19 protein-coding genes are annotated in these 18,530 nt (G+C 62.1%); 10 read left to right on the forward strand and 9 right to left on the reverse strand.

Going from position 1 to position 18,530, the window contains the following annotated elements; all coding sequences use genetic code 11:
- Positions 1–33: 33 nt before the first annotated feature.
- Together D3Y59_RS12955 and D3Y59_RS12960 are read right to left on the reverse strand one after the other, a co-directional pair.
- A complete protein-coding gene (locus D3Y59_RS12955) occupies positions 34–2,154 on the reverse strand; it encodes a M13 family metallopeptidase (RefSeq protein ID WP_119445429.1) in 2,121 nt (706 codons plus the stop codon).
- A 193-nt stretch (positions 2,155–2,347) separates the two neighbouring features.
- Entirely contained in the window at positions 2,348–4,471 is a 2,124-nt protein-coding gene (locus tag D3Y59_RS12960; RefSeq protein WP_119445430.1) for a M13 family metallopeptidase, read from the reverse strand.
- Positions 4,472–4,648: 177 nt separating this feature from the next.
- Between D3Y59_RS12960 and D3Y59_RS12965 the strand changes: the two genes are divergently transcribed.
- On the forward strand, positions 4,649–5,104 hold the full coding sequence (locus D3Y59_RS12965) for a hypothetical protein (protein WP_119445431.1): 456 nt from the start codon (positions 4,649–4,651) through the stop codon (positions 5,102–5,104).
- Positions 5,105–5,512: 408 nt separating this feature from the next.
- Here the strand turns inward: D3Y59_RS12965 and D3Y59_RS12970 are convergent, their stop codons facing one another.
- Positions 5,513–6,589 (reverse strand): NADH:flavin oxidoreductase/NADH oxidase, encoded by a 1,077-nt coding sequence (locus D3Y59_RS12970; protein WP_119445432.1) that lies wholly within the window; start codon positions 6,587–6,589, stop codon positions 5,513–5,515.
- 75 nt (positions 6,590–6,664) lie between these two features.
- The gene (locus tag D3Y59_RS12975; RefSeq protein ID WP_119445433.1) at positions 6,665–7,096 is read right to left on the reverse strand and encodes a hypothetical protein; all 432 of its coding nucleotides are present in this window, start codon (positions 7,094–7,096) and stop codon (positions 6,665–6,667) included.
- A 157-nt stretch (positions 7,097–7,253) separates the two neighbouring features.
- Between D3Y59_RS12975 and D3Y59_RS12980 the strand changes: the two genes are divergently transcribed.
- The 3 genes from D3Y59_RS12980 (at position 7,254) to D3Y59_RS12990 (ending at position 10,771) form a co-directional block, all read left to right on the forward strand.
- Complete coding sequence (locus tag D3Y59_RS12980; protein WP_119445434.1) at positions 7,254–8,108, forward strand: pirin family protein; 855 nt, start codon at positions 7,254–7,256, stop codon at positions 8,106–8,108.
- Positions 8,109–8,387: 279 nt separating this feature from the next.
- Complete coding sequence (locus D3Y59_RS12985; RefSeq protein ID WP_162910770.1) at positions 8,388–10,208, forward strand: serine hydrolase domain-containing protein; 1,821 nt, start codon at positions 8,388–8,390, stop codon at positions 10,206–10,208.
- A gap of 113 nt (positions 10,209–10,321) precedes the next feature.
- Positions 10,322–10,771, forward strand: a complete 450-nt coding sequence (locus D3Y59_RS12990) for an SUKH-3 domain-containing protein (protein WP_119445436.1) — start codon at positions 10,322–10,324, stop codon at positions 10,769–10,771.
- On the opposite strand, the gene D3Y59_RS12995 is transcribed toward D3Y59_RS12990, so the two are convergent.
- Both D3Y59_RS12995 and D3Y59_RS13000 read right to left on the reverse strand, forming a co-directional pair.
- Positions 10,768–11,286 carry a GNAT family N-acetyltransferase gene (locus tag D3Y59_RS12995; protein WP_240410363.1) on the reverse strand — a complete coding sequence of 173 codons (519 nt, stop codon included), beginning with the start codon at positions 11,284–11,286 and terminating at the stop codon, positions 10,768–10,770. The genes D3Y59_RS12990 and D3Y59_RS12995 overlap by 4 nt on opposite strands.
- A 41-nt stretch (positions 11,287–11,327) precedes the next feature.
- A complete protein-coding gene (locus D3Y59_RS13000) occupies positions 11,328–12,575 on the reverse strand; it encodes a TCR/Tet family MFS transporter (RefSeq protein ID WP_119445437.1) in 1,248 nt (415 codons plus the stop codon).
- A gap of 184 nt (positions 12,576–12,759) precedes the next feature.
- On the opposite strand from D3Y59_RS13000, the gene D3Y59_RS13005 reads away from it, so the two are divergent.
- Both D3Y59_RS13005 and D3Y59_RS13010 read left to right on the forward strand, forming a co-directional pair.
- Positions 12,760–13,122, forward strand: a complete 363-nt coding sequence (locus D3Y59_RS13005) for a VOC family protein (protein WP_119445438.1) — start codon at positions 12,760–12,762, stop codon at positions 13,120–13,122.
- A 180-nt stretch (positions 13,123–13,302) separates the two neighbouring features.
- On the forward strand, positions 13,303–14,058 hold the full coding sequence (locus tag D3Y59_RS13010; protein WP_119446464.1) for an Hsp20/alpha crystallin family protein: 756 nt from the start codon (positions 13,303–13,305) through the stop codon (positions 14,056–14,058).
- 61 nt (positions 14,059–14,119) lie between these two features.
- On the opposite strand, the gene D3Y59_RS13015 is transcribed toward D3Y59_RS13010, so the two are convergent.
- A complete protein-coding gene (locus tag D3Y59_RS13015) occupies positions 14,120–14,821 on the reverse strand; it encodes a hypothetical protein (RefSeq protein WP_162910771.1) in 702 nt (233 codons plus the stop codon).
- 193 nt (positions 14,822–15,014) lie between these two features.
- Between D3Y59_RS13015 and D3Y59_RS13020 the strand changes: the two genes are divergently transcribed.
- Positions 15,015–15,398 (forward strand): Hsp20/alpha crystallin family protein, encoded by a 384-nt coding sequence (locus D3Y59_RS13020; protein WP_119445440.1) that lies wholly within the window; start codon positions 15,015–15,017, stop codon positions 15,396–15,398.
- Positions 15,399–15,753: 355 nt separating this feature from the next.
- Here the strand turns inward: D3Y59_RS13020 and D3Y59_RS13025 are convergent, their stop codons facing one another.
- Positions 15,754–16,083, reverse strand: coding sequence for a hypothetical protein (locus tag D3Y59_RS13025; RefSeq protein WP_119445441.1), 330 nt, complete (start codon positions 16,081–16,083; stop codon positions 15,754–15,756).
- Positions 16,084–16,195: 112 nt separating this feature from the next.
- Between D3Y59_RS13025 and D3Y59_RS13030 the strand changes: the two genes are divergently transcribed.
- From D3Y59_RS13030 to D3Y59_RS13040, 3 genes are all read left to right on the forward strand, one after another.
- Positions 16,196–17,044: a glycoside hydrolase family 25 protein gene (locus D3Y59_RS13030; protein ID WP_119445442.1), complete on the forward strand. Its 849-nt coding sequence runs from the start codon at positions 16,196–16,198 to the stop codon at positions 17,042–17,044.
- A gap of 128 nt (positions 17,045–17,172) precedes the next feature.
- Entirely contained in the window at positions 17,173–17,562 is a 390-nt protein-coding gene (locus D3Y59_RS13035; protein ID WP_119445443.1) for a septal ring lytic transglycosylase RlpA family protein, read from the forward strand.
- 17 nt (positions 17,563–17,579) lie between these two features.
- Entirely contained in the window at positions 17,580–17,777 is a 198-nt protein-coding gene (locus tag D3Y59_RS13040) for a hypothetical protein (protein ID WP_119445444.1), read from the forward strand.
- An 86-nt stretch (positions 17,778–17,863) separates the two neighbouring features.
- On the opposite strand, the gene D3Y59_RS13045 is transcribed toward D3Y59_RS13040, so the two are convergent.
- Positions 17,864–18,286 (reverse strand): DUF6799 domain-containing protein, encoded by a 423-nt coding sequence (locus D3Y59_RS13045; protein WP_119445445.1) that lies wholly within the window; start codon positions 18,284–18,286, stop codon positions 17,864–17,866.
- Positions 18,287–18,530: the final 244 nt, after the last annotated feature.

The raw sequence follows: 18,530 nt of genomic DNA on the forward strand, positions 1-18,530 counted from the left end.
GTTTTGCTTATGGCACATAAGGTTAATGGCGGCTTACCACACCTTAGCGCGGCTTACTTGCGGGCGCACCATTTTGTCGCCTTCCTTGCAGCCGAACGCCTGGAAGAACTCCGGCATGTTCATGAGGGGGCCGTTCACGCGGAACTGGGCCGGCGAGTGCGGGTCGGTGAGTACTTGCTGGCGCAGGGCCTCGGGGCGCATGCTGGTGCGCCACACCTGCGCCCACGCCAGGAAGAAGCGCTGCTCCGGCGTGAAGCCATCGTAGCGGGGCGCGTTGCCGTTGGGGTATTTCGCCTTCAGCTGCTTTTGCAGCGCCGAGTAAGCCAGAGCCGTGCCGCCGAAGTCGGCCAGGTTTTCGCCCATCGTCAGCTTGCCGTTCACGAACACCGAATCGAGCGGCTGGAAAGCCGAGTACTGTGCCCCTACCAAATCGGCGCGCTTCTGAAATTCGGCCGCGTCTTCCTTGGTCCACCAGTCGCGCAGGTTGCCCTCAGCATCCGATTGGCGGCCGCGGTCGTCGAAGCCGTGCGTGATTTCGTGGCCGATTACCGCGCCCATGCCGCCGTAGTTCACGGCGTCGTCGGCTTTCGGATCGAAGAACGGCGGCTGCATAATGCCAGCCGGGAACACAATCTCGTTGAGCGAGGAGTTGTAGTAGGCGTTTACCGTGGGCGGCGTCATGCCCCACACCGAGCGGTCGATGGGTTTGCCGTAGCGCTGCACGTTATCCTTGTACTCCCACTCGCGGGCGGCCATTACGTTTTTCAGGTACGACTCGCGCGAAATCGTGAGGGCCGAGTAGTCCTTCCATTTGTCGGGGTAGCCGATTTTCACCGTGAAGGAGTTCAACTTCTTTTGGGCTTCCTGCTTGGTAGCGGGGCTCATCCACTCGAGCTGCTGAATGTGCTCGGCCATGGCCTCCTTAATGTGGCCCACCATCTCCAAGGCCTTCTGCTTGGTTTCGGGCGTGAAAGCGCGGTCGACGTACAGCTGGCCGAACGCCTCGCCCAGCGAAGCATCCGTGGAGCGCAGCATGCGCTTCCAGCGGGGTTGCTGCTGCTTGGCACCCGTGAGCACCTGCTGGAAGCGGAACGACTCATCCACATACGCTTTGGGCAGCGCCGAAGCCATGCTCGAAGTGAGGTGCCAGCGCAGGTAGGTTTTCCAGTCGCTGAGCGGTTCGGCTTTCATGGCGGCGCTGGCGTCCTTAAAGAAGTCGGGCTGACCCACGATTACTTCCTTAGCCGCACCTAGGCCCACTTGCTGCAGCACCGCCGGAATAGCCAGGTTGCCGAACTGCTTATCGGCTTCGGCCACCGTCATTTTGTTGTAGTTGGCGTACGGGTCGCGCAGGGCTACGCGGTCCTTCGAAGCCTTGGCCAGGCGCGTCTCAAGGCGCATCACCGTTTCGGCGTTCTTCTTGGCCGTGGCCTCGTTGTCGCCGAGCAGCTTAAAGGTGTTTACCAAATAGGTAGTGTACGCCGAGCGAATGCCCTTGGAGCGCGCATCGTCTTTGAGGTAGTAGTCGCGGTCGGGCAACGTGAGGCCGCCTTGCGAGAGGTACACCGCGTACTGGGTGCTGTTCTTGCGGTCTTGGTTTACGCCTAGGCCAAATACCGAGCGCGTTTGCAGCATTTGCTGACGCGCCAACGAGGTTTGCAGGCCCTTCAGGTCTTTGATGCTGCCAATGCGGGCGAGTTCGGGCTGCAGGTACTTCAGGCCGGCCGCCTCGATGGCCGCGGTGTCCATGGCCGAGGCGTAGAAGTCGCCCACCTTCTGCAGGTTCGTGCCCTTCTGCGCCCCCTTGTTGGCCGCTGCTTCTTCCAAGATCTGCCGCATCAGGGCCTGGTTCTTATCGATGAGCGTATTCCAGGAGCCCCACGAGGTTTCGGCGGCCGGAATGGGCGTGTTCTTCAGCCAAGTGCCCGAGGCGTACTGGAAGAAGTTGTCGCAAGGCGATACTGATTTGTCGATGGTGGCAACATCGAGGCCTACGCCGGGTACGCTGGGCTGCTCGGTGGTAGTAGCGGTGGCAGTAGCCGCAGTGGGGGCAGCGGTAGCCGCCGTTTGCGTGGTGCTGCTCGAGGAGGCGCAACCACCTAGGAAGCTGGCCAGCGCGCCGGCAGCCAGCAGCAGGTACTTGTTGTGTGTCATGCGTGGGATGGTAATGACAACAGTGAACGAACGGGGAAAAGCGCGGAGCTTCCGATGGGGTAAAGTCCCGCGCTTCTAAGTTCGGTATTAATGCCGGGTTTTGTAGCACAGCTTGGCAACAAGCGCGGCACTAAAAAAGCAGCTTGGCATTACCAAGCTGCTTTTTTTGCGTATTTATCAACAAGCAAGCGGCTTACCAGATTTTGGCCCGGTCGGCTTGGGCGCGTACCATCTTTTGGCCTTCTTGGCAGCCAAAAGCCTCGTAGAACTGCGGCATGTTCATCAGCGGCCCGATGGTGCGGTATTGGCCCGGCGAGTGCGGATCGGTGAGGATTTGCTGACGCAGGGCTTCGGCCCGAATGTTGGTGCGGCGCAGCTGCGCCCAGGCCAGGAAGAAACGCTGCTCGGGCGTAAAGCCGTCGATTTTGGGGCGCGGGTTGCTGCCGTATTTCTGCTGCAATTGCTTCTGCAGGGCCCCGTACACTACGGTTAGGCCGGCAAAGTCGGCGAGGTTTTCGCCCATCGTCAGCTTGCCGTTTACGTGCACCGAGTCGAGCGGCGAGAAGGCGTCGTACTGGCGGCCTACCACAGCGGCGCGCTTGGTAAACTCGTCGGCGTCTTCCTTGGTCCACCAGTCGCGCAGGTTGCCTTGCGAGTCGTACTGGCGGCCTTGGTCGTCGAAGCCGTGGGTGATTTCGTGGCCGATTACGCCCCCAATGGCGCCGTAATTCACGGCGTCATCGGCTTCGGGGTCGAAGAAGGGCGGTTGCAGGTACCCAGCCGGAAACACAATCTCGTTCATGGGCGGATTGTAGTAGGCGTTTACGGTGGGCGGCGTCATGCCCCACTCGTTGCGGTCGATGGGCTTGCCGAGCTTCTGTGCATTGTCTTTGTATTCCCACTCGCGGGCGGCCAGCACGTTCTTCAGGTACGACTCGCGCGAGATGGTAAGGGCCGAGTAGTCCTTCCACACGTCGGGGTAGCCAATTTTCACGCGCAGCGCGTTCAGCTTTTTCAGGGCTTCCTGCTTGGTTGGTTCGCTCATCCAAGTGTTCGAGCGAATGTGGTCGGCCATCGACGCTTTGATGTTGTTTACCATCTCCAGCGCTTTGGCTTTGGCCTGCGGCGAGAAAGCCTTGGCTACGTACAGCTCGCCAAAAGCCTCGCCCAGGGTGGCATCCGTCGAGGCCAGCATGCGCTTCCAGCGCACCGTTTGGGTTTTGGCCCCGCCCAGCACCTGCGAAAAGCGGAACGTCTCGTCGGTGTAGGCTTTGGGCAGCGCGCCGGCCACCGAGCGCACCAGGTGCCAGCGCAAGTAAGTCTTCTGATCACCTAGGGGCTCGGCCTTGAGCGTGGCGTTTAGCTCGTCGAAGAAAGCCGGCTGGCCTACGTTTACCTCTTTGGCGGCGCTGAGCTGCAACTCCGAGAGCAGGCGCGGTAAATCGAGGTTGGGGTAGCGCTTGGCCGCGGCGGCCACCGTCATTTTGTTGTAATTGGCCTCGGGGTTGCGCAGCTCCACGCGGGTACGCGAGGCTTTGGCCAGGCGCGTTTCGATGCGCTCTACCGCGGTGGCGTTCTGGGCGGCCGTGGCTTCGTTGTCGCCGAGCAGCTTAAACATGTTGCGCAAGTAGGTGCGGTACGCCTCCCGGATGTTCTTGGAGCGCGCATCGTCTTTGAGGTAGTAGTCGCGGTCGGGCAGCGTGAGGCCGCCCTGGTTCATGCCCACGATGTACTGCGTCGAGTTCTTGTCGTCGATTTCGACGCCGGCGCGGAAGTAGCTGCCCACCTGCAACATCTTCTGCCGGGCCATGGCCGATTGCAGGCCTTTCAGGTCTTTGATGCTGCCAATGCGGGCGAGTTCGGGCTGCAGGTACTTCAGGCCGGCCGCTTCGATGGCCGCGGTGTCCATGGCCGAGGCGTAGAAGTCGCCCACCTTCTGCAGGTTCGTGCCCTTTGCAGCGCTCTTGTTGCCCGCTGCTTCCTCCAAAATTTGCCGCATCAGGGCCTGGTTGCGGTCTTGCAGCAGGTTGCGCGGGCCCCAGCTCGAGGCGTACGACGGGATGGGGTTGTTCTTCAGCCACACGCCGCCCGAGTACTGAAAGAAGTCTTCGCACGGCGACACCGAGTTGTCGATATCGGCGGGGTTGATGCTGCGCCCTTTGATTTCGGGCTCGGTGCTGGCGGAGGCCGTGGCGGCGTTGGGAGCGGCCGGGGCCGAAGCCGAGGCGGTGCCGGCCGTGTTGCTGGCGGCGCAGCCCGCCAAAGCCAGCACCGAGGCAACGGCCGCGGCGCGCGTTAGGGTAGGCAAATGTTTCATGAGTAGCAGTGCAAAAAGGAAGGCGCCCCAAAGGGTGGGGCAAAGACTTGCGTTGCCCAATTTAGGCTGCACGCGGTTACCCAACCAGCGCTGGTTGGCCCTACTTGCGCCCACGCCACCTAGGGCCGCGCGGCGAGTGCGTAACTTGCGGCCTTCATCTGCTTATCTGTTGACGTTGTGCGCACGCTCCGGTTTCTCTGCTTCGCTTTTGTTATTGCCCTAGGTGCTGCCCCGGCCGCCCAGGCCCAAGCCCCGGCGCCTGCTGCCCCGGCCACCGCCAACGGCCCCGAACAGGAGTTTCTGACCGCAGCCGATGCAGCAGCCGGCCTGATGAAGCGCCTCATGGCCCAGCCCGCCACCGCGGCGGTCGAGGCTCCGTTGCAGCGCGAATGCACCGCCCTTTGCCAACGCGCCAAAGCCCAGCGCATTACGCCCGCCTACACCCAGTGGCTGCGCAGCCTACGCAAGGAAGAACTGCGCACCGCCGTGCAGCACCTGCAGGCCAGTGCCTTTGTGCAGTACCTAGGCAAGCTGCAAACCGCGCCCGAGTTTGAGGCCCGCTACAAACGCAGCCCCGTAGCCGCCGACATGATGCTGCAAATTTTGAACGCATTTGATATCGAGCGGTATTAGCGCGCTGTAGCGCGGAGTTCAGTCCGCGTTTGCCAGAACAACAGCCCCGAAACCACTTCCGCGTCATCCTGAGGCGCCAGCCGAAGGACCTTGTTGTAACCTCACCCCCCGCCCCCCTCTCCGGAAGAGAGGGGGAGCGGTTCGTATCCGGCGTCAGCACGCGGGATAAGGTCCTTCGCTTAAGCTCAGGATGACAAAACCTTCGGGCATCAGCACGGAAGATGTCTCGACAAGCTCGACATGACCGTTCTGGGGCTGGGTAGGACCGGTGTTCCCTAGGTCGTCAGGCTCCCCCTCTCTTCGGGAGAGGGGGCCGGGGGGTGAGGTCTCGATAAGGTCCTTCGGCCAGCGCCTCAGGATGATAGGATAAACAACGACGCCTTTGCAGCCATTGCCTTATCAAAAGCTCTACCGCCGGCGGGGCTTGGCGCGCACGTACTGGTTGGGCCATTCCACCTCGGCACCTAGCTCCTCGGCGGCGTGCAGCGGGAAGTACGGGTCGCGCAGCAGCTCGCGGCCCAGCAGCACCAAATCGGCTTGGCCGGTGGCTACAATTTGCTCGGCGTCGGCGGCGGAGGTAATGAGGCCCACGGCTCCGGTAGCAATGCTGGCCTCGCGCCGAATGCGCTCGGCAAACGGCACTTGGTAGTTGGGGCCCACCGGAATAGAGGCGGCAGGCACGTTGCCGCCCGTGGAGCAGTCAACCAAATCCACGCCTTTGGTTTTGAGCACCTGAGCCAGGGCCACCGAGTCGTCGGCGGTCCAGCCGCCCTCGGTCCAGTCGGTAGCAGAAATGCGCACCAGCAACGGGTAATCGGCGGGCAACAGCTGGCGTGTGCTTTCCACCACTTCTACCAGCAGCCGAATCCGGTTCTCGAACGAGCCGCCGTAAGCATCGGTGCGCTGGTTGCTGAGCGGCGACAAAAACTCGTGGAACAAGTACCCGTGGGCGGCGTGCAACTCAATTACCCGAAAGCCAGCCTCCAGGGCCCGCAGCGTGGCAGCCCGAAAATCGGCTTTCACTTTCTCGATGCCGCCTAGGTCGAGTTCGAGGGGCGCAGGCTCTTCGGCGCCAAAGGGCACCGGGCTGGGCGCTACCGCAGGCCAGCCGCCCTGGCTTTCGGCCACCACCGTGCCGCCTTTCCAGGGGCTGCTGTGGCTGGCTTTGCGCCCGGCGTGGGCCAGCTGAATGCCGGGCACGGCGCCGTGGGCCTCCATGAATGCCGTGAGGCGCTGCAAGCCGGGCACGTGCTCGTCGTGCCAAATGCCCAAGTCGTCGGGGGTGATGCGGCCCTCCGGCGATACGGCCGTCGCTTCTATAATAATGAGGCCGGCGCCGCCCACCGCCCGGCTGCCCAGGTGCACCAGGTGCCAATCGTTGCTGAAGCCGTTGGTGCTGCTGTACTGGCACATCGGCGACACCGCAATGCGGTTTTTCAGGGTGAGGCCGCGCAACGTAAGCGGCGAAAACAGGGCTACCGTCATACTAATCAACCATGGTGAAAGCGGGTACAGGCTGCATAAACCACCCGCTGCCCGGGTTGGTTGCGGCGCGGGGCCCTAGGTGCGTGGGGCAGGCTGGCAGCCGAGCAGCCACGCCACGGCATCGGCCTCGTCGGTAAAGCGTTCGGCCATAAAGGGTTTGTCCTCGAAAAAATGGGCGGGCGGAAAGTTTTCGCCCGAGGCAGCATCGCGCAGGTGCAGCGGCGCCACCAGGTAGGCCAGGTACGAGCGTTGCCCGCTTAGGCGCAGCGGCAACTGCGGGGTAAACCGGTCGAGCATCCAGTGCATCACCTCCTTGTCGGTATCGATGCGCCGGCGGGCATCGAGCAGCCAATACGGGCACTGGTGGGCCGCGGCCAGCTCAAGCATATCGAGGTAGCCTTGCTGAAGCTCGGGCAGGCTGGCCTGGCGCAGCCACCGGCCCACCACCAAGTGCAGATCGGGGCGGTAGGCAAGGTCCAGAAAACTGCGCGTTGTGGGCGAAATCATGGCAAAAGAAGGCGGCAGGTGGGCGGCAAAGGTAGGCAGCGCCCCCCGATGCCCCGCGCCGCCAAAACCCGAGCCGGCCGCCGGCTGTACTACCCCTTTGTTGGTTATCGGCGGCAGCCTACCTAGGTTGCCCTTCCCTCCTCTACTTTACCTGGCCATGCGCACCATTAAGCAGCAGCACCGCGCCCTGAGCGCCCCCATCAACGACCTGATTACCTACCGGGCCTTGCCCACGCAGTCGGTCGAGCACCTCGATCCGTTTCTGTTTCTGAACCACCACGGGCCGCAAACCTACGCGCCCCACAACCGCGGCTTGCCGTTTGGGCCGCACCCCCACCGTGGCTTCGAAACGGTGACGTTTATTCTGGAAGGCGACATCATGCACAAGGATACCGGCGGGCACGAAAGCGTGATTAACGCGGGCGGCATTCAGTGGATGACAGCGGGCTCGGGGCTGATTCACGCCGAGGTTTCGTCGGAGGAGTTCAAACGACAGGGCGGCCCGCTCGAAATTCTGCAGCTGTGGGTAAACCTGCCGGCCAAGCACAAAATGACGGCGCCGCGCTACATCGGCCTGCAAGCCCCCGACATTCCGCAGGCCAGGCTCGACGAAGGCCGCGTGAGGCTGCACGCCGTTTCGGGCGAGTGGGCCGGCACCGCTGGCGCTGTGCAGCCGCTGGCGCCCATTGCCTTGGCCTGGGCCGAGCTGCGCACCGGCGGTCAGCTAAACTTGCCCATTACGGCCGAGCACACCATTTTCTTTTACACCGTGCGCGGCAAGCTGCGCGTGAACGGGCACGAAACCGAAGCCCTGCGCCTCGTGGAGTTCAACCACGACGGCGACAAGCTGCAGCTGGAGGCGCTTACCGATGCCGTGGTGCTGTTGGGGCACGCCCAGCCTTTCCGCGAGCCTATTGTGGCCTACGGGCCATTTGTGATGAATACGCCGGAGGAAATTGAGCAAGCTTACCACGATTACCAGGCCGGTAAATTTGGACACTGGCGTGGCTAGTTCCTAGGTGCTGCCGGGGTTATCCGGCCTTGGCAGCACCTAGCCATAAGCCTACCTCACGCAAGGCTATGGCTGCAAGCCCATCAGTAGCCAATCTTAAGCTCAACTATATGTAATTCAATATTATATACGGCTGATCAGAAGCTTTAAAACTTACAATTTTATCCTCCAAAGCTATTACCACAATCCCGGAATTATATAATAAACTTGTCAAACGGCTTGGTGCTTGCAGCAGAGGCCGCCCACAAGTTTGTACAACGTATACTTTTAGCGGGGTTGGTGAAGAAGTGGCTTACGGTGCTGCTGGGGCTTTGGTCGCTGGCGGCGGTGGCGCAAACAGGGGTTTCGGAGCCGGAGTTGGCGCAGTGCGATGCGGCCGTGCAACGGTTTTTGCAACGTTGGAAAATACCAGGCGCCACGGTGGCCATCAGCCGCCAAGGCAAGCTGGTGTACTCGCGCGGTTTCGGCCACGCCAACCTAGAGCGCACCGAATTAATGCAACCCTCGCACTTGCTGCGGGTGGCCAGCGTGTCGAAACCGGTAACGGCCGTAGCCATCATGAAGCTGGTGGAAGACGGCCAAGTGCAGCTCACGCGCAAGGCCTTTGGCCCCGAGGGCTACCTCAACATGCCCTACTACACCGGCGTAATCGAGGATAAGCGCATTTACGACATTACGGTGCAGCAACTGCTCGAGCACACCGCCGGCTGGAACCGCAACGCCGGCGTCGACGGCTTCAGCAGCTCCGACCCCATTGATTTTCCGCTGCACGTGGCCGCCGCCATGCAGGTGCCCAACCCCGTGCCCGACTCCACGCTGGTGCGCTACCTGCTAAGCAAGGGCCTCAACTTTACGCCCGGCAGCCGCTTTGCCTACTCCAACATCGGCTACATTGTGTTGGGCAAAATCATCGAGCGCGTTACGGGCCAGCCCTACGAGGCGTGGGTGCGCCGCCACGTGCTCGAGCCCACCGGCGTGAGCGAAGCCCACCTGGGCCACAACCTGCTGGCCGACAAGCTGGAGCGCGAGGCCGAGTACTTCAGCAAAGACCTCAAAGAATCGTGCTATGGCACGGGCAAACGCGTGCCCTACCCCTACGGCGGCTGGAACCTCGAGGCCATGAACGCCCACGGCGGCTGGCTGTTTTCGGCCCGCGACCTGGTGCGGCTGGTGCTGGCCATCGACGGCTTGCCTACCCGCCCCGATTTGCTGCTGCCCGCCACCCTCGATACCATGACGACCTCGCACGAGCCCAACCGGCGCTACGCCAAAGGCTGGCTCGTGAACAAGGACCGCACTACGTGGTGGCACACCGGCTCGCTCGATGGCACGGCCAGCTGCGTAGTGCGCACGGCCTCGGGCTACACCTGGGCCATTTTGCTTAACGGCCGCTCCACCACCAACCGCTTCTGGAACGACCTGGAAGAGCTGGGTTGGGAGTGCATCAACGGCACCGCCACTTGGCCGATCCACGATTTGTTTCCGCCGGAGCGGAACGCGCGCAACCTGCGCGTGGCTAGCCTATGTGTCGGCACAGCCCGCTTGGCCTGGCACAACGGCAACGGCAGCGCCCGCCTGCTGGTGCTGCAAGAAAAAAGCCCCGTGCGCGACTTGCCGCAGGACGGCACCAACTACGTAGCCGATGCCTCGTTTGGCCGCGGCGCCATTTTGGGCCACGGCTCGGTGGTGGCCGCCGGCCCCGATAGCACCGTAACGGTGCGCGCCCTGCAGCCCGGCAAAACCTACTACGCCCGCCTGGTGGAGTACCACCAAACCGCGGCCACCGGCCAACACCCCGTGTACGCCCTCGAGGGCAACCCCGTGCTGGAGTTTACCATGCCGGCCGCGCCGGTGGTGGCCAAGAGCAGCAAGGCCGGCAAAGCCGCACTGGCCCGCGCCGGCAAGGCGCGCGCCAAGCGCGCACCCCAAGCTGTGCGCCTCGCTGCGCCCAACTTCCTGCCCACGGCCGATGCCGAAAGCGCCCAACCGGGCCAGCCGATGCCCGTTTCGCCGGCCACCGAGCCCCAGTCAGCTTCTTACTGGATTCGTTTGCGCGAAATGAGCCGCGGTTTGCTGAAATGGTTGGGCACCTCGAGCTAACAAACCACTAATTCGTGCAACAACCGCTTTATTGTGCAGCTTCATTAGTTGCGTAATAAATTCTTCTGCTAACTTAGCTATCTACCTATACCTCAAGCAGACGCGCAAACAGAATGATTAGCTTTTCGGACGAGGTTCTGCAACTGCTGCAAGAAGCAGGATGGTACAAAGGCAGAAGCGTGGATACGAACCGTTATGCGGCTGCCACCCGGGCCAACAATTGCGCTTGGCAAGAGCCAGCGCAGCGTTTTTTGGCTGAGTTTGGAGGCTTGCTGCTGCGTTTTTTGCGCCGCGACGGCAGCGTTACCACCTTGCACTTCAACGTGTCGCAGGCGTTGGCCACCCACAACAGCTCGCAGGTGTTCACCGATTGCATGGCGCGCCTAGGTTCGGAGGGCCTCACGGTGATTGGGCAGGCTTACGCCGAAGACCTGGTGCTGCTGATGGACGGCGAAGGCCGCGTGTACGGCGGCGGCTGCGACGACTGCCTGTACCTAATTGCCCACAGCGGCGAAGAGGCCATCGAAACGATTTGCCTCGATTTGGCCTTCGAAGTGGTTTAGCGCCCTGCGGCGTCAAGGCGCTTTTCGTAGCAGTAGAAGCGCAGGCCCGGCCGGAAAGCCAGCGTGATTTCGCCGGCAAACCGGTAACCCAGCTTCGGGAAAAGCTGTTGCGTGGCCTTATTTTCCGAGTTGGTATTGACGCGCAGGCTGCGTAGCCCCCACTCAGCGGCCAATTGCTCGGCTTGCTGCAACAAAGCCGCCGCCACGCCCCTACCTTGCACCTCCGGGTCGACGGCCAGGCGGTGCGTAACCACGGCCGGCTCGGCCGCGTCCCAATCGGCTTGGGCGTATTCGGGGTCTTGGTCGGTGGTGAGGGCCGCCACGCCGGCTACTTGTCCTTCGAGCTCGGCCACCCACAATTGTTCCCGTTCGATATCGACCCGAAACACGGCTTCGTTGGGGTAATCGGCTTCCCACTGAAAGTTACCGGCCGCCTGCATCAGCGGTACCACACGGCGCACAATGCGCAGGATGGCAGGCAAATCGGCAGTGGTGGCGCGGCGCAGGTACAGCATAAAGGCTTTGGGTGGGTTGGCTTAAGAAAACGGGCGCGAAGCTACTCAACCAGCACGGGCTCCGCGACTGCGGTTTGCGGTAGGTTTTTGCGCAATGAGCGCCTGGCCAGCCATACGCTAATGGCCGTGAGCACCGCCCCGGCCAGGAAGGGCGCACCCGGGAAGTACATCGGTGCTTTGGGCCCCGTGAAATATGCAAACAAGTTGGTCATCAGGGGCGGGCCTATCACCGAGGTAACGCTTACCAAACTGGTGAGGCCGCCTTGCAGCTCGCCCTGTTCGTTGGCGGGTACCTGCGACGAAATCAGCCCTTGCAGCGCCGGGCCGGCAATACCACCTAGGCAATACGGCACCAAAAACACGAACATCATCCAGCCTTGGGTGGCAAACGCAAATAGGGCAAAACCCACCGCGTACAAGGTCATGCCCAGGTAAATGGCGCGTGCGGCCCCCAGGCGCGGATTGATGTACCGAATGAGCACGCCCTGCACCAAGGCCACCATCAGCCCCACGGCACCTAGGGAGTAGCCCACCCACGCCTTGTTCCAGCCGAATTTCTCCATGGTGTAGTACGACCACGTGCTTTGCGTGGCGTGGGCCGCGATGTAGATGAACACCAGCGAGCCAACCAGCCCCAGCACCACCGGGTAGCGCTGCAGCTGCCGCAACGAGCCCACGGGGTTGGCCCGCCGCAGCTCAAAGGGCCGGCGGTTTTCGGGAGCCAGCGACTCGGGCAGCACCAAGTAGCCGTAGAGCCAGTTGAGGAAAGCCAGCCCGGCCGCCGCCATAAAGGGCACGCGCGGGCCCAGCTCGCCCAGCACCCCGCCTAGCACGGGCCCGATGATAAACCCCAGCCCGAACGCAGCGCCCACCATGCCAAAATTTTGCGCCCGCTCCTCGGGCGGGCTCACGTCGGCGATGTAGGCGGTGGCAGTCGTCATGCTGGCGCCGGTAATCCCTGCGATAAGGCGACCCGCAAACAACCACGCAATGGTGGGCGCAAACACCAGCAGTAGGTAATCGAGCCCGAAGCCGAACAGCGAAAACAGCAGCACCGGCCGCCGGCCGTACCGATCGGAGAGGTTGCCCAGTACCGGCGAAAACAGAAACTGCATGATGGCAAACGCAAACACCAGCCAGCCGCCGTACTGCGCGGCCTCGCTGATGCTGCCGCCCGTGAGCTGCCGAATCAGATCGGGCAGCACCGGAATGATGATGCCAAACCCGATGACATCGATGAGCAGCGTAACGAAGATGAAGCCCAGCGCGGCTTTGCGTTTGTCGGCCATAACAGGGAAGTACAACTAGGTTGGGGTGCGCTGGTTTGGCTGAGCCCTAGGTGGTTGGCGGCCACGGGGCTGGCAGCAAGGCAGCGGGCCGTAAAAGTAAGCCGCTGCCAAGCGCCAAGCATCAGCCTGCGTTATTACTTTGGCGCAACCGCTGTGCTTGGCGGCTTAACCAACTCACTCCTCTATGTTTCAAGGACTACGCACGGTGGTGTACCCCGTGGGCAACCTGGCCCGGGCCAAAGAATGGTACAGCCAAGCGCTGGGCCAACCGCCTTATTTCGACGAGCCGTTTTATGTGGGATACAACGTGGGCGGCTACGAGCTGGGTCTCGACCCCGACGGCCCCGTGGCCGGCCAATCGGGGCCCGTGGCTTACTGGGGCGTGGCCGATGCTGCCGCGGCCTACCAACGCCTGCTCGACCTAGGTGCCCATGCGCACGAGCCCGTGCGCGACGTCGGCAGCGGCGTTTGGGTGGGCACCGTGCAAGACCCATTCGGCAACTTGTTCGGAATCATTGAGAACCCGCACTTTAGTCTTCCGGCTTAGGCGTTGCTGACGCGCCGGCAGCATGGCTTCCGTCGACTTGTACCTGCGGGCTGACATCGTGGCATTATTTTTTGTTTGGAAAGCACTTTGTTCAGAACAAAACAACTGCTTCGGCGGTACTCAAGCCTCCGGTCCGAAGTTCCAATGTTGTCTTCTTTTCAACCCAAAACGCTAAGTACCATGGCTATACAACGTTATTCCGACTCGTTCGGCGACATGACGCCGCAGAGCTTCTCGTCGATGCTGGATCGTTTCTTCAGCGACTCGCTGAACACGCGCGGCCGCCTCAGCGCGTTTGTGCCGCACGTGGATGCGTACGAAACTGAGCGTGGCTACGAAATCGAGGCCTCGCTGCCGGGCATGAAGCGCGAAGACATCAGGGTTGAGTTTCAGCAGGGCCGGTTGTCGATTTCGGGCGAGCGGCGCATGCAAAACGAGCGCAACGACCGCCGCTACCACCTGATGGAAAGCCAATACGGCTCGTTTCAGCGCACGTTTCAGCTGCCCGATGTAGCCAATGGCCAAGGCATCGAAGCAACTTTTGAAGACGGTGTGCTGCGCATCAGCGTGCCCAAGGACCAGCAGAAAACCATGCGCCACCGGGTCGAAATTCGCGGGGGCCAGCAGCAGCAAAACAACCTGCAAACCGGCCAGGTGTCGGGCCGCATGGGCCAGCAAGCCGCCGATATTCGGGTGGAAGAAGGCCACAGCCAAGGCCAAGGCGCGCAGCAAGCGCAACCCAGCCGCGCGTACGAAGGTGCTACGGCCGCTGCGGGCACAAGCCCCAGCGGCAGCGCGCCGCAAACCCCCAGCATGAGCAGCCAGGGCAGCAACTCTGGCTCCTGGACCAACGCCAGCTCGGCCGCGGATAGCTACGGCGACGGCCACCCCGACGACGGCGCCGGCTCGATGCGCGGCTCGGGCGTGGGCTCTTGATGTGGTACCGAAGCCAACAAACACGGGGGCTTGCTTCGGCCGAAGCAAGCCCCCGTGTTTGTTAGGTAGTGGGGTCGGGCGTGGGGCTGTGCTCTACCGACTGCCCATCGGCCGCCGGACCTAGGGCCGCCAGGGTAATGGGGCCCGGCGTAACCAGCCGCAGGGCGGCGGGCAGCCCCACGTCGAGCAGGTCTTGCACCAGGCCCTCGCCGGCGGCTTCGGGGGTGTAGGTATCAACGGTGGTGGCCACCACGGTTACGGGCCGCTCGGGCAAGCTCACCAGCGTAGCGCGGCGGTCGAAATCGGGCGGAAACACGCCGGCGTACAAAATCAGCCGCTCGTAGTTGAAGCGGTTGCCGCTTAGCCAGCGACAAGCCGCGGCGGCGCCTTGCCCGTAGCCCAGCACCGTGCAGCTAACATCGGGCGGACATTGGGCCAAAATGTGCTCGGCCAACGCATCGAGGTAAGCCGTAAGGTCGGTCAGGTCCGGCAGCAGGTCGCCACTGCCCGGCGCCAGCCACGCCGCGGCCAGGTGCGGTACTTCGGCCAGGCTGTTGCCGGGCACGGTGTAGCGCGAGAGGCCTTCGGGCAATACCAGCAGCCGTTCGGGCGCTTCGATGGGGGCCAGCTGGGCCGCCAGGTCGGTTACCGATTGGTCGGCATCGTGCAGGCAAAACCATACGCTTCGGATGCCCGGCCCCGGCTCGCCCGACAGGGCGTAGCGAGCCGTGCGGGTGGTGGCAAAATCGTGGAGAGGCAGCATAACGGACACGGATTGGGTGGGCCTAAGCCTATACGCATGCCCGGGGTTTTGGCTGCCAAGCTGGCGCAAAGGCGGCAGCACCAGCCTGCCAAACTCGGCCAATGTGGCAAGCCAATTACTCGGCACGCATACATTTAGGGTTGGTACATGTTTTGCCTATAACCCTCTGACAAACAGAAGGACGACTGATACCATGAAGCTCATAAGCCAACAATTTCTGCACAACATAGCCCCCCAGCTCGACCTGCTTAATACCCTGGGCGGTGGGGTAGCGCAGGCGCAGGTAAGCATGCACAAGCGCGAGCAGGGCGTGGTTATTCGGGTGTCGGCTCCGAGCGTACAACCCGATACGTTCCGCCTGGTGCTCAACGACAATACCCTGAGCGTATTTGCCGAGTACCGCCACCACCCCGACGACAAGCTGGCCGCGCCGCTGTTCGTGCAGGTGTTCGATTTGCCCGATACCCTCGATGTTGCCCGCATCGACGCGGTGCACCACAACGGCGAGTTGCGCGTGCGCATCCCGTACCAGGACCCCGCCAACCGCTACCGCGAAATCAACATCAAGCGCCGCTAAGCCAGGCTTGGCTCTTCATTGCTTTCTATAACGTCGGGACCGACCGACACCCATGGTTTCACAGCCACTGCCAGCCGCAGTGGCTTTTTCGTTGTTGGGGTTCGGCGGTCAGCGTTTTTGCTCACGCTGGTTTACACCTGTCATCCTGAGGCGTGAGCCGAAGGACCTTCTCACGCGTACTGACATCGGATAGCTTACACTCCCCCTCTCTTTTGGATAGGGGACCGGGGGGGGGTGAGGTCCTGATGAGAGAAGGTCCTTCGGCTCAGGATGTCGATAGTTTCACGCCAGATGTTCCGGCAAGCTTGACAGCACGATTCGGCGAAGCCAACAATTACCCACGAACAACCTCCTGCTACCCAAACAACGGCCAGAGCAAGAAGAACATGGTTACCAGCGAGAGCAGAAACCAGCGCATAATTTGGCCGCGGTGCTGGCGCGGCAGCATGTTGCTGAGCATCAGCAGAGCCGCAACCATAAGGGCGAGGTGCAGCAGCAAAAACGCCGTGGTTTTAACCCAGTTGCGCACAATGGTGTTTTCGGGCTGAAGCTGGTTGCTCTCGCCCAGGCCCGATACTACCCAGCTGATGAGGAAATACGACACCGCCTCGAAGGCCACAAAGCCCGCTAAACCAATAAGAAAGGCCTTGGAGCCAGCAGATTCGGGTTGTACGTCGGTAGCCATAGCGCCAAGATAGCAGCCGCGGGCCAATGCGCACCTAGGGCAATTGCCGCTGCCCCGGGGCACGAGTTACGCACCGGTTGGCGTTATCTTCGCTCTTAGCTCCGCTTTGCTTATGCCCCGTACCCGACGTCCTGTGCCTGTTTCGCCCCGGCGCCGCCCGGCTCCGAAGCGCCGCGCGTGGCTGCCGGCCGTGCTGCTTGCGCTGTTGCTGGTGCTGCTGGGCTCGGGCGCGTTTTACTGGCACTACCGCCGCCAGATACACCGCTACGCCCGCCGGGCTTGGGCTTCTTTCACGGCCGAGCAGCTAACGGGCCGCGAAAAAACTCCCTTGCTCTCGGGCTACTCGGTGCACGGCATCGATGTGTCGTCGTACCAGGGGCGCGTTGATTGGGAAGAAGTTTCGCGCCACAACGTGCGGTTTGCGTTCATCAAAGCCACCGAAGGCGTAAGCCTGCGCGACCGGCGCTTCCAAAAAAACTGGGGCGGTGCCAAGCGGGCGGGCATTGTGCGCGGCGCCTACCACTACTTTCAGCCCAACTACGACGGCACCGACCAAGCCAACCTGTTTGTGCGCACCGTGCCCCTAGGTACCGGCGACCTGCCGCCCGTGCTCGACGTGGAGCACCCCGAGTTTCACGACGTGGCCGTGATGCGCCGCAACGTGGCTACGTGGCTGCGCCTGGTGGAGCGGCACTACGGCGTGCGCCCCATTTTGTACTCCAACTACAGTTTTTACAAGCGCTACTTAGCCGGCCACTTCGATAAGTACCCGCTGTGGCTGGCGCACTACGAGGTGGAGCGCCCCTCGCTGCCGCGCGATAAATGGATTATCTGGCAGCACTCCGACGAGGCGTACGTGCCAGGCATCCGCGGCGCCGTCGATTTCAACGTGTACCAAGGCAGCTACGAGCAATTACTATTGCTGCGCATACCCCCAAATGCAGCTGCCCGAGCCAATTAGCGCCTGCCCGGCCCAAGGTGCCCGCCTGGGCCCGGCTGCCGGGCAGCCCGGTTTTTTGCCGCGAAACCGAGCTGCGATTCGCCAAACAAGGCTAATTTAGGCTCCGGTTGAGCTGGTGTTTGTTGCTTATGGTATCTGCAATTTCGCGTTCGTTTTTTCTTTTGGCCCTAGGTGCCAGCCTGCTTACCAGCTGCGCCGGCAGCAAGGCCTACACCGAAACCGGCAAAGCCTCGTACTACGCCGATAAGTTTAACGGGCGCAAAACCGCCAGTGGGGTGCCGTACCGCCCCGGCAAACGCACGGCTGCGCACAAAACCTTGCCTTTTGGCACGGTGGTGCGCGTTACCAACCAGCAAAACGGCCGCTCCGTAAAGGTCACCATCAACGACCGGGGCCCGCACGTAAAGGGCCGCGTCATCGACCTTTCAAAAAAAGCCGCTCGCAAAATTGGCGTCGACAAAGCCGGCGTGGCGCCCGTGCAGGTGCGCGTGGTGCGCCAAGCCAGCGCCGCCCGCTAGCGTTTATCTTCAGCCCCATGCGCATTCGTAAAAAAGTAAAATGGACCGCGCCGCCGGTCGCCACCGCGCGGTTTGTGGTGCTCAGCCAGTTCATCAAGGCCGCCGAGCAACAGGGCTGGTCGGAGCAGGAGGTGCAATTTGTGATTGACGAGGTGGTGGAAGCGCGCGACGATGCCGAAGCCCGCGACATTTTAGCCGATTACACTTTTGCCTAACCCCCGTTGCCTAGGTGCCCCAACGCACACGGGCCCGCAGCAGCAGCTGCGGGCCCGTGTGCGTTGCAAGCAATAATTAATGAAGCTTAGCCCTTGCGCTTCGATTTCATCTTGGCTTTGCCCGATTGGCCGCCCTTCACGGCTTGCATCAAGCTGTCTTGCTCGGCTTTCATGCGGGCGGTAGTCAGGCGGCCGCTCAACGACATGTAGTCGCCTTCCTGCAATTGCGAGGTGTTGCCATCGGCCAGCACCACCACGCCATCGGCTTGCACTTTGGTGCCGTTCGGGAAGCTCTTGATGTTGGGCGCCGTCAGCTCCGAGGTGAAGCCGTTTTCGGTTATCATTACTTTGCCCTGCTTCATCAGCACACCGTCTTTCACGCCGGCGTTCTTCAGTACAGGGCGCGGGGGCGGCGTGGCGGCTTTGCGGGGCGCCGGACGCGTTTGGGCCTGGGCCGACAGCGTGAGGGCCAAGGCACCTAGGACTAGGAGCGAGGAAATGATTTTCATGCGCGTGGGTAGGAATGCAGAAAGGTGGTTGAAATTAGCCATTGGCACGTTTTGGTGCTAATGCTGCTTACGCAACACGCGCCCGGAGTGTGCTGATAAACAGAGGCAAGAAACGCGCCAGCTTGGCTGCATCTGACCTTACGAAAAAGCAACCCAAACCGGACTGCGTTCGAATTAGGAACGCTAGCGGCTGCCGGCGACTTTGGCAGCCCACAAGCACCTAGACCCAAGCGCAGCCCTGCTG

Origin of the sequence: Hymenobacter oligotrophus, from assembly GCF_003574965.1 — a bacterium.
Classification (GTDB): Bacteria; Bacteroidota; Bacteroidia; order Cytophagales; family Hymenobacteraceae; genus Solirubrum; species Solirubrum oligotrophum.